6 protein-coding genes are annotated in these 9,169 nt (G+C 70.6%); all 6 read right to left on the reverse strand.

The features are described from left to right. Positions 1 to 13: 13 nt before the first annotated feature. Positions 14 to 1,078, reverse strand: coding sequence for a substrate-binding domain-containing protein (locus GV126_RS27445; RefSeq protein WP_159671815.1), 1,065 nt, complete (start codon positions 1,076 to 1,078; stop codon positions 14 to 16). Positions 1,079 to 1,210: 132 nt separating this feature from the next. After that, positions 1,211 to 2,272: an ABC transporter permease gene (locus GV126_RS27450; protein WP_236570127.1), complete on the reverse strand. Its 1,062-nt coding sequence runs from the start codon at positions 2,270 to 2,272 to the stop codon at positions 1,211 to 1,213. After that, positions 2,269 to 3,780, reverse strand: coding sequence for a sugar ABC transporter ATP-binding protein (locus GV126_RS27455; protein WP_236570128.1), 1,512 nt, complete (start codon positions 3,778 to 3,780; stop codon positions 2,269 to 2,271). Before GV126_RS27455 ends, GV126_RS27450 begins: the two co-directional genes overlap by 4 nt. Positions 3,781 to 4,629: 849 nt before the next feature. Beyond that, positions 4,630 to 5,883, reverse strand: a complete 1,254-nt coding sequence (locus GV126_RS27460; protein ID WP_159671817.1) for a Gfo/Idh/MocA family protein — start codon at positions 5,881 to 5,883, stop codon at positions 4,630 to 4,632. An 88-nt stretch (positions 5,884 to 5,971) separates the two neighbouring features. Then, positions 5,972 to 7,153: an ROK family protein gene (locus GV126_RS27465; protein ID WP_159671818.1), complete on the reverse strand. Its 1,182-nt coding sequence runs from the start codon at positions 7,151 to 7,153 to the stop codon at positions 5,972 to 5,974. Positions 7,154 to 7,551: 398 nt separating this feature from the next. After that, positions 7,552 to 9,169, reverse strand: a 1,618-nt coding sequence (locus tag GV126_RS27470; protein WP_236570129.1) for an OmpL47-type beta-barrel domain-containing protein, incomplete at its 5' end; no start/stop codon positions are given.

Consider the following 9,169-nt stretch of genomic DNA (forward strand, 5'->3'; position numbering starts at 1 on the left):
GGGGGGTGGTCGGTCAGCTGAAGGCGCCGGGCAGGTACTGGTCGACGTTCTCCTTGGTCACGGTGGCGGAGAACAGGGTCACCGAGGACGGCAGGTCCGCGCCGACCAGGTCGTTCATGCCCTTGCCCTGGGCGATGAGCCGGGCGATCTTGACGGCGGACGCGGACATGTTCGACGGGTAGACGACCGTGGCCTTCAGCACGGAGTTGTCGGCCTTGATCTCCTGCATGGCGTGCCGGGAGCCGGCGCCGCCGACCATGAAGAACTCGTCACGGCCCGCCTGCTTGATGGCCGCCTCGACGCCGATGCCCTGGTCGTCGTCGTGGTTCCACACCGCGTCCAGGTGTGAGCGCGCCTGCAGGACGTTGCTCATCACCTGCTGACCGGAGTCCGCGGTGAAGTTGGCGGCCTGCCGGATGCCCACGCGATAGCCGTACTTGGCCAGCCCCTTCTGGAACCCGGCGCTGCGCTGCTTGGTGAGTTCGAGGTTGTCGATGCCGGCGATCTCGCCGATCACGGGTGCGGAGACGCCCTTGGCCTTGAGGGTCCTGCCGATGTAGAGGCCGGCGTTGAGTCCCATGCCGAAGTTGTCGCCGCCGATCCACGTCCGGTACGCGAGAGGTGTGTCGAAGACCCGGTCGACGTTGATGACGGGGATGCCCGCGTCCATCGCCTGCTGGGCCACGGAGGTCAGCGCCTTGCCGTCGAACGGCAGGATCACCAGGACGTCCACCTTCTTGCCGATCAGCGTCTGGACCTGGCTGATCTGCGCGTTGACGTCGTTGGTGCCCTCGACGGCCTCCAGGTGCACGTCGGAGAACTGCTTGGCCTGCGCCATGGCGTTCTTGGTGATGGCCGCCATCCAGCCGTGGTCGGCGGCGGGGGCCGAGAACCCGATCGTCACGTGCTTGCCGGGCTTGTCGTTGTCGGTGCCGGACGTGCTCGCCGCCTTGACGTCGTCGGTGGACGCGTCGCTCTTGTTGCTGGTGCAGCCGGCGACGAGGGCTCCGCCGCCGAGTACGGCGCCGCTGAGGAGGAGCCTTCTGCGGTCCATTCCGCCGAGTCCGCGCTTGTCCATCTCGCTGGTCCTTCCAGTCACGGGTGTCCTGCCTGGTCGTGCCGTGCCGTGGGTGATGCGGACGTGCCGCGGGGCCGGCCAAGGGCGGCACGGGCGGCGGCAGCGGGGACTGGGCCGCCGCCCGCGCCGCTGCTACGAGGTGACGGTTCCGCGTCCACGCCGCTGGATCAGCACGGCGGCGACGATGATCAGTCCCTTGGCGATCTGCTGGATGTCGGTGGTGAGGTTGTTCAGCACGAAGATGTTGGTGATCGTGGTGAACACCAGCACACCCAGGATCGAGCCGACGAGCGAGCCGCGGCCGCCGGTCAGCAGCGTCCCACCGATGATCACCGCGGCGATCGAGTCCAGTTCGTACAGGTCCCCGAGGTTGCTGGCGCCGGAGGTGGTCCGCGCGGTCAGCATGATCGCGGCGATGCCGCAGCACAGGCCCGACAGGACGTACAGGACCACGGTGTGGCGGCGCACGTCGAGGCCGGCGAGGCGCGCGGCCTCCTGGTTGCCGCCGATGGCGAACGTCCGGCGGCCGAAGGTGGTGCGGTTGAGCAGCACCCAGCCGAGGATCACGGCCACCGCCAGGATGTACACGAGCAGCGGAACGCCGAGGAACTTGGTGGAGGCGATGGAGTTGAACGACTCGACCGTGACCACCTGGGACTGCCGGTCGGAGATCCGTTCGGCCAGGCCGCGGGCGCTCGCCATCATGGCGATCGTGGTGATGAACGCGACGATGTTGCCGTAGGCGATGACCAGACCGTTGACGAGGCCGACGACCGCGCCCACGGCGAGCGCGCAGAAGATCATGCCGCCCAGGCCGTAGGACTGGGTGGCCACGGTGGTGCACCACACGGACGCGAGCGCCACGATCGCGCCGACGGACAGGTCGATGCCGCCGCCGATGATGACGAAGGTCTGGCCGATCGTGATGACGCCGATGACGGCCGCGCTGCTGAGGATGACCAGAGCGTTCTGCCGGGTCGCGAAGTTGCCCGACGTCAGTGCGCCGATGACGCACAGCAGCACGAGGACGACGAACAGACCCAGGTTGCGCACCCTGCCCATGTGCCCGAGGAAGGACGGTCTGCCGCCCTTGCCCGGGGACGAGCCGGTCGGCCGGACCGATCCGGACACTGGTCCCTGGCCGGTGGCGGGCAGCGGACCGCTCCCGCCGGGGGGACTGGTCTGCTGGCTCACGCGGAGCTCCCTTCCATGACGAGGTCGAGCACCTTCGATTCGTCGAGGTCCACGGCGTCGGCCTCACGGACCACCCGCCCTTCGCGCATCACGAGGACGCGGTCGGCCAGGCCGAGGACCTCGGGCACCTCGCTGGAGACGAGGAGCACACCGACTCCCGAGTCGGCGAGCCGCCGGATGAGCGTGTAGAGCTCCGCCCGCGCCCCGACGTCGACGCCGCGGGTGGGCTCGTCCAGCAGCAGCAGCCGGCAGTCCTTGAGCAGCCAGCGGGCGACGACGGCCTTTTGCTGGTTGCCGCCGGAGAGCGTGCGCACCGGCCGCGTCGGGTCGGGGGGCCGCAGGTCGAGACTGCGGACCGCTTCCGTCGTGGCGGCCAGCTCGGCACGCCGGTCGAGGAACCCGGCGCGGGCGAACCGGCGCAGCGAGGACATGGACACGTTGTGGGCGATGGACGAGTGGAGGAACAGCGCCTGGCTCTTGCGTTCCTCCGGGGCGAGCCCGATGCCCGCGCGGACGGCGGCGGTGATGCTGCCGGGCCGCAGGGCGCGGCCCTCCACGCTGATGCGTCCGGTGGCCGGGCGCCGGGCTCCGTAGACCGTTTCGAGGATCTCCGACCGGCCGGAGCCGACCAGGCCCGCGAGTCCGACGATCTCGCCGGCCCGGACGGTGAAGGACACGTCCTGGAACTCCCCCGGGCGGCTGATGCCGTCGACCTCCAGCAGCGCCGGGCGCTGTTGCGTCTCGGAAGTCCGCGGCCGGGGCGGGAAGACGTACTCGACGGTGCGGCCGGTCATCAGCGAGACCAGCTCGGCGGTGGGGGTGGTGCGCGCGGGCAGCCCCCGGGCGACCGTGCGGCCGTCCTTCAGGACGGTGACGCGGTCACCGATCCGGCGGATCTCCTCCATGCGGTGCGAGATGTAGACGACGGCCACGCCCGCGGCGGTGAGGTCGCCGATGACGCGGAAGAGGTTGTCCACCTCGTCATGGGCGAGGACGGCGGAGGGCTCGTCCATGATGATGAGCCGGGCGTCGTGGGAGAGGGCGCGTGCCATGGACACCAGCTGCTTGCCGGCCGAGGACAGCGCGCCCACCTCGCGGGTGACGGGGATTTCCGGGTGGCCGAGCCTGCGCATGAGCTGCCGGGCGGCGTCGTGCATCCGCGAGCGCTGGGCGAAGCCCAGCCGGGACTGCTCGTGCCCCAGGTAGATGTTCTCCGCCACCGTCAGGCCGTCGGCCAGGTCGAGTTCCTGGTAGATGGTGGCGATCCCGTGACGCATGGCGGCCGTCGGGGTCGGGAGCGTCACCGGTGCGCCCTCCCAGGCGATGTGTCCCTCGTCGGGCTGGTGCGCACCGGCGAGGACCTTGATGAGCGTCGATTTGCCGGCGCCGTTCTGGCCCAGCAGGCAGTGCACCTCTCCGGCGACCACGTCGAGGTCGACCCCGTCGAGGGCCCGGACGCCGGGGAACTCCTTGACGACGCCTTGCATCTCGAGCAGCGGGGCACTCATGGGTCTCCCTGTGATGCGGTCCTTGACGGCCCTGCGGCGGGCACGTGGCGGTTCGTCGGCTTGTCGGTCCGGCAGATCAGGTGGTCCCTCACGGACGGCCCCGGCGAGGAGGCGTCCGAGGGGCCGGGCCTGTCGTGCGGGGCGGTGACAGGGCGGTGATCCCGGTCCGGCCGGGGGCCGGCCGTGGATCTGCGGCGGTGTCTCGTGGATGGGGATTCGGTGGTCCGGTCGGTTGTCGTCCGATGGGGCCTGCGTCCGTCCCGGTTTCCCGGAACAGTCCGCTTCCCGGTCGCCTTGCGAGCTGAGAGGAAGGTAGTTCTCACAACGTTGTTTGAAAAGGGTTCGCGCGCCGTCGAAGTCCGTCGTGGCCGGAAGCGGCAACAGGTGTAACACTTTTGGGCAATCGGCGTCGCGGCGCGCCCGGAATGGCCCGCGAGTTCGCGCCGTTCACCCGGTACGGCCGGAGGTCAGGCCGGCGACCATCCGCCTGCCCACCTGGGGAACTCGGTGTGGGGAGGACCGGTACGCTCCCTCCCCCGGCGGATTACGGAACTCCGCGCCGGAATGGCGGGCACACACCCGCAGGAAGACGGGCGGGAATTCGCGGAGCGCGGCATGCGACATGCCTCGGCTTTACCGGCGCCTGCCGTACGAGGGTGGAGACCGGGGCGTGGCAGCGGGTCTGCCGGCCGGCGAATCACACTTGTTCGATCGAGCGGATTTCCTTCGCAGTTCCCTGGAAATCCTCCTTCCCGTGAACAGAACATGTCCATCGGTCGCGGGGGGCCGGCCGGGTGCCAGGTGTCGCGTCACCGGTGCCACCGGGCCGGCCGGTGCCGTGCGGTTCCCTCAGGGAACGACCACGAACGCATCCCCGGTCCCGGACCGCGGCGGGACCTGCCGCGGGGGCTCCTCGTGCGTGACGGGCGTCCATGCACTGCCGTTCGCCGCGCTGTGCTCCACCGCCGCCAGCACCCGCTGCACCTGCAGCCCGTCGGCGAAGGACGGTTCGGGGTCCCGGCCCTCGTCGATGGCGTGCATCAGGTCGCGCACCTGGTGGACGAACGTGTGGTCGTAGCCGAGTCCGTGCCCCGGCGGCCACCATCCCTCGAGATAGGGGTGGTCGGGTTCGGTGACCAGGATCCGGCGGAAGCCGGCCGTCGCGGACGCCTCGGTGTGGTCGTGGAAGTCGAGTTCGTTGAGGCGTTCCAGATCGAAGGCGATGCTGCCGCGGTCACCGTTGATCTCGATGCGCAGGGCGTTCTTGCGGCCGGCGGCGACACGTGTGGCCTCGAAGGACGCGATGGCGCCCCCGGGGAACCGGCCGGTGAACAGCGCGGCGTCGTCCACCGTGACGGGTCCGCGGGGCGCCGTCCCGTCGGCGACGGCGGCGAGCCCGGAGGACGCCGCGGGCAGGGGACGTTCGCGGACGAACGTCTCGGTCAGCGCGGAGACTCCCGTCAGCGGCTCGCCGACGAGGTACTGGGCCAGGTCGACGATGTGCGCGCCGAGGTCTCCGAGCGCGCCGGAGCCGGCGTGCTCGCGCTGCAGCCGCCACACCAGGGGGTACTCCGGATCCACGATCCAGTCCTGGAGGTACTGGGCGCGCACGTGCCGCAGGTTGCCCAGGCGGCCTTCGGCGATCAGGCGGCGGGCCAGGGCGAGTGCCGGCGTGCGCCGGTAGCTGAAGCCCACCATGGAACGGACGCCGCGACGTGAGGCCGCGGCCGCGGCGGCGGCCATCGCCTCCGCCTCCTCGACGGTGTTGGCCAGCGGCTTCTCGCACAGCACGTGTTTTCCGGCCTCCAGCGCCGCGATCGCGATCTCGGCGTGGGTGGACCCCGGGGTGCAGATGTCGACCAGGTGAACGTCGGGGCGGGCGATCAGTGCCCGCCAGTCGGTGTCGGTGGCAGCCCAGAGCTGACGCCGGGCGGCCTCGTCCAGTGCCGCGCGCTCGCGTCCGGCGAGGGCGGCCATCACCGGGCGTATGGGCAGGTCGAAGGCACAGGCGACGGTACGCCAGGCATGCGAGTGCGCGCGGCCCATGAAGGCGTATCCGACCATGCCCACCCCGATCGTGGGCGAGCCGTGCTGGCTGTCCATAGGCGCTCCTGAAGGATGGTGGCGCGGGGAACGGGCGCGGGTGTCGCGTCCGTTCGCGGGAAACGGATTCCGGCCGCGCGCGGGCGCGTCAGGCCGGTGAGAACAGGTGGTCGCTGATCAGCCGGGTGGCCCCGACGACACCGGCGACCTGGCCGAGCTCGCCGAGGACGATCGGCAGGTTGCCGGTCGCCAGCGGCAGGGACTGTCGGTAGACCTGGGTGCGGATGCTGGCCAGGAGGGTGTGGCCCAGCCCGGTGAGCCCTCCCCCGATGACCACAAGGCCGGGGTTGAAGAAGCTGACCAGGCCCGCGATGACCTGGCCGATGCGGCTCCCGCCCAGGCGGATCAGTTCGAGGGCCGCCGCGTCACCGGCACCGGCGGCCGCCGAGACGTCCTCCGGGGTCAGCCGTCCGGCCGCCTCCAGCAGCCGGGCCAGTTCCGCCGAGCGGCCCGCCTCGGCGAGCGCGGTCGCGTCACGGACCAGGGCGTGGCCGCCGAAGTGTGCCTCCAGGCAACCGCTGTTACCGCAGGCGCACGGCGGCCCGTCCGGGTCCACCTGGATGTGCCCGATGTCGCCGGCACTGCCGGTGACACCGCGGTGGACCTCGCCGCCGACCACGATGCCGCAGCCGATGCCGGTGCCCACCTTGACGCACAGGAAGTCGCGCACGGACCGGGCGACACCGGCCTGTTGCTCACCGAGGGCCATCAAGTTCACGTCGTTGTCGACGAGGACGGGGCAGCCGAGCTCCTGGCTCAGCGCCTCGCGGACGGGGAAGCCGTCCCAGCCGGGCATGATGGGCGGTGCGACGGGGACGCCCTCGGGGAACCGGACGGGCCCCGGCACGCCGATCCCGGCGCCGTCGAAGTGCTCCGCCAGGCCGGCCTCGCGCAGCTTGGCGGCCAGGGCGAGCACCCGCTCGAACACGGCGACCGGCCCCTCCCGCACGTCCAGCGGCTCGGAGAGGTGGCCGAGCACCTCCAGCTCCGCGTTGGTGACCGCGGCGTCCACGGACGTGGCACCGATGTCCACGCCGAGGAACCGCAGCGAGGGAGCGATCCGGACGTTGTGCGAGCGGCGGCCGCCGCGGGAGGCGGCGAGACCGTCCTGGACGACGAGGCCCGTCTCCAGCAGCCGGTCGATCTCGACCGCGAGCTTCGAACGGGACAGCTCGACCCGGTCGCCGAGGGCGACCCGGGACTGCGGGCCGAGGTCGCGCAACAGGCGGAGCAGCCTGGCCTGATGGACATTGGCCGGTCGAGCCGACATACGCCTCACGCCGCCCCTCCCGTCGCCGACGAAGCCGTGCGCGCACCTGGTCCGGGGCGCGACTTTCAAAAGGACCGTAGCACCGTGGTGCCGAACACGAAAGAACTTGTGCAGCAGTCAGATGAACTTTCATCTCGCAATGGACAAAGCTGTGTTGAGGTCGCCGTCTCATAGGTGTCGACCGCAGCCCGCGCACTGCGGGGATCCGCCGGAGCGGTCCCGGCGGGTCCCGGGCAGCGGGCAGGCCCGATGGGGTGGAACCGGCCGGTTCCACCCCATCGGGCCCTGGTGGTGCTGTGCGGTCGAGCCGCTCCGAGCCGCCCCGTCGGGCGCGCGTTCAAGGCCCCCGGGGCTCTCTCTCTCGTGACCGGCGGGGTCAGCTTTCCCCCGCCGTCACCTCAGCGATCCGTGCGGGTGCTCTGCGGCTTGCCGACGTCGGAACGGCCGGCGGCCTTCTTGATCTCACCCGCCTCCCGCTGGTCGACGACACCCTCGCGCCGCAGATCCGCGACGAGCTTCTCGACGGACGAGACGAACGCGCCGTGGCTGGGCCAGACGGCGTGGTCCTCGATCAGCTCGTTGATGGTGCAGCCGTTCGTCGTGACACGGTCAGGGATGCCCGTGTTCACGTTCCCGACGAACACCGTCGAACGGTCGTCCTTCTCCGGGCAGTTCGTGGGCGGCTTGCTGTCGACGACGGTCAGGGTCAGGGACCTGGCCGCGGACGTGTTGCCCGCCTTGTCGGTCGCCCGGTACAGGAAGGTGTGGCTTCCGGCCCGGTTGACGGCCACCGGTGCGGAGTACGGCAGGTAGGGGCCGCCGTCCAGGGAGTACTCGATGGTGGCCACGCCCGACTCCGTGTCCGACGCCGTCACGGTCACCGTCGCACTGCCCACGTAGTTGCCGGCGGCGTCCTTGGTCCCGGAGACGGTGGCCGACACCTGCGGCGCGGTCGTGTCCTGCGGCGGAGCCGCCACCACCGTGAACGACACGGTGTTCACCGCGGACGTGTTCCCCGCCTTGTCCGTCGCACGGTACGCCACCGTGTGCTGACCCACACCACTCACCTGCACCGGCGCGCTGTAATCCTTGAACGCCCCACTGTCCAGGGAGTACTCGATCCTGGCCACGCCCGACTCCGCGTCCGACGCCGTCACGGTCACCGTCGCACTGGAGACATAGTTCCCCGCGGCGTCCTTGGTCCCGGAGACGGTGGCCGACGTCTCGGGCGCGATCGTGTCCTTGGGCGGAGCCGCCACCACCGTGAACGACACCGACTTCACCGCAGACGTGTTCCCCGCCTTGTCCGACGCCCGATACGCCACCGTGTGCTGACCCACACCACTCACCTGCACCGGCGCGCTGTAATCCTTGAACGCCCCACTGTCCAGGGAGTACTCGATCTTGTCGACACCCGACCCCGAATCCGAGGCCGACAGCGTGACAGTCGCAGTGTCGACGTAGTTCCCGGCGGCATCCTTCGTCCCCGACACCGATGCCGACACGTCCGGCGCGGTCGTGTCCTCGGGCGGAGCCGCCACCACCGTGAACGACACCGACTTCACCGCGGACGTGTTGCCCGCCTTGTCCGTCGCCCGGTACGCCACCGTGTGCTGACCCACACCACTCACCTGCACCGGCGCGCTGTAATCCTTGAACGCCCCACTGTCCAGGGAGTACTCGATCCTGGCCACGCCCGACTCCGCGTCCGACGCCGTCACGGTCACCGTCGCACTGCCCACGTAGTTGCCGGCGGCGTCCTTGTCACCGGAGACGGTGGCCGACACCTCCGGCGCGGTCGTGTCCTGGGGCGGAGCCGCCACCACCGTGAACGACACCGACTTCACCGCAGACGTATTACCCGCCTTGTCCGAAGCCCGATACGCCACCGTGTGCTGACCCACACCACTCACCTGCACCGGCGCGCTGTAATCCTTGAACGCCCCACTGTCCAGGGAGTACTCGATCTTGTCGACACCCGACCCCGAATCCGAGGCCGACAGCGTGACAGTCGCA

It is taken from the genome of Streptomyces mexicanus (genome assembly GCF_902506575.1).
Classification (GTDB): Bacteria; Actinomycetota; Actinomycetes; order Streptomycetales; family Streptomycetaceae; genus Streptomyces; species Streptomyces mexicanus.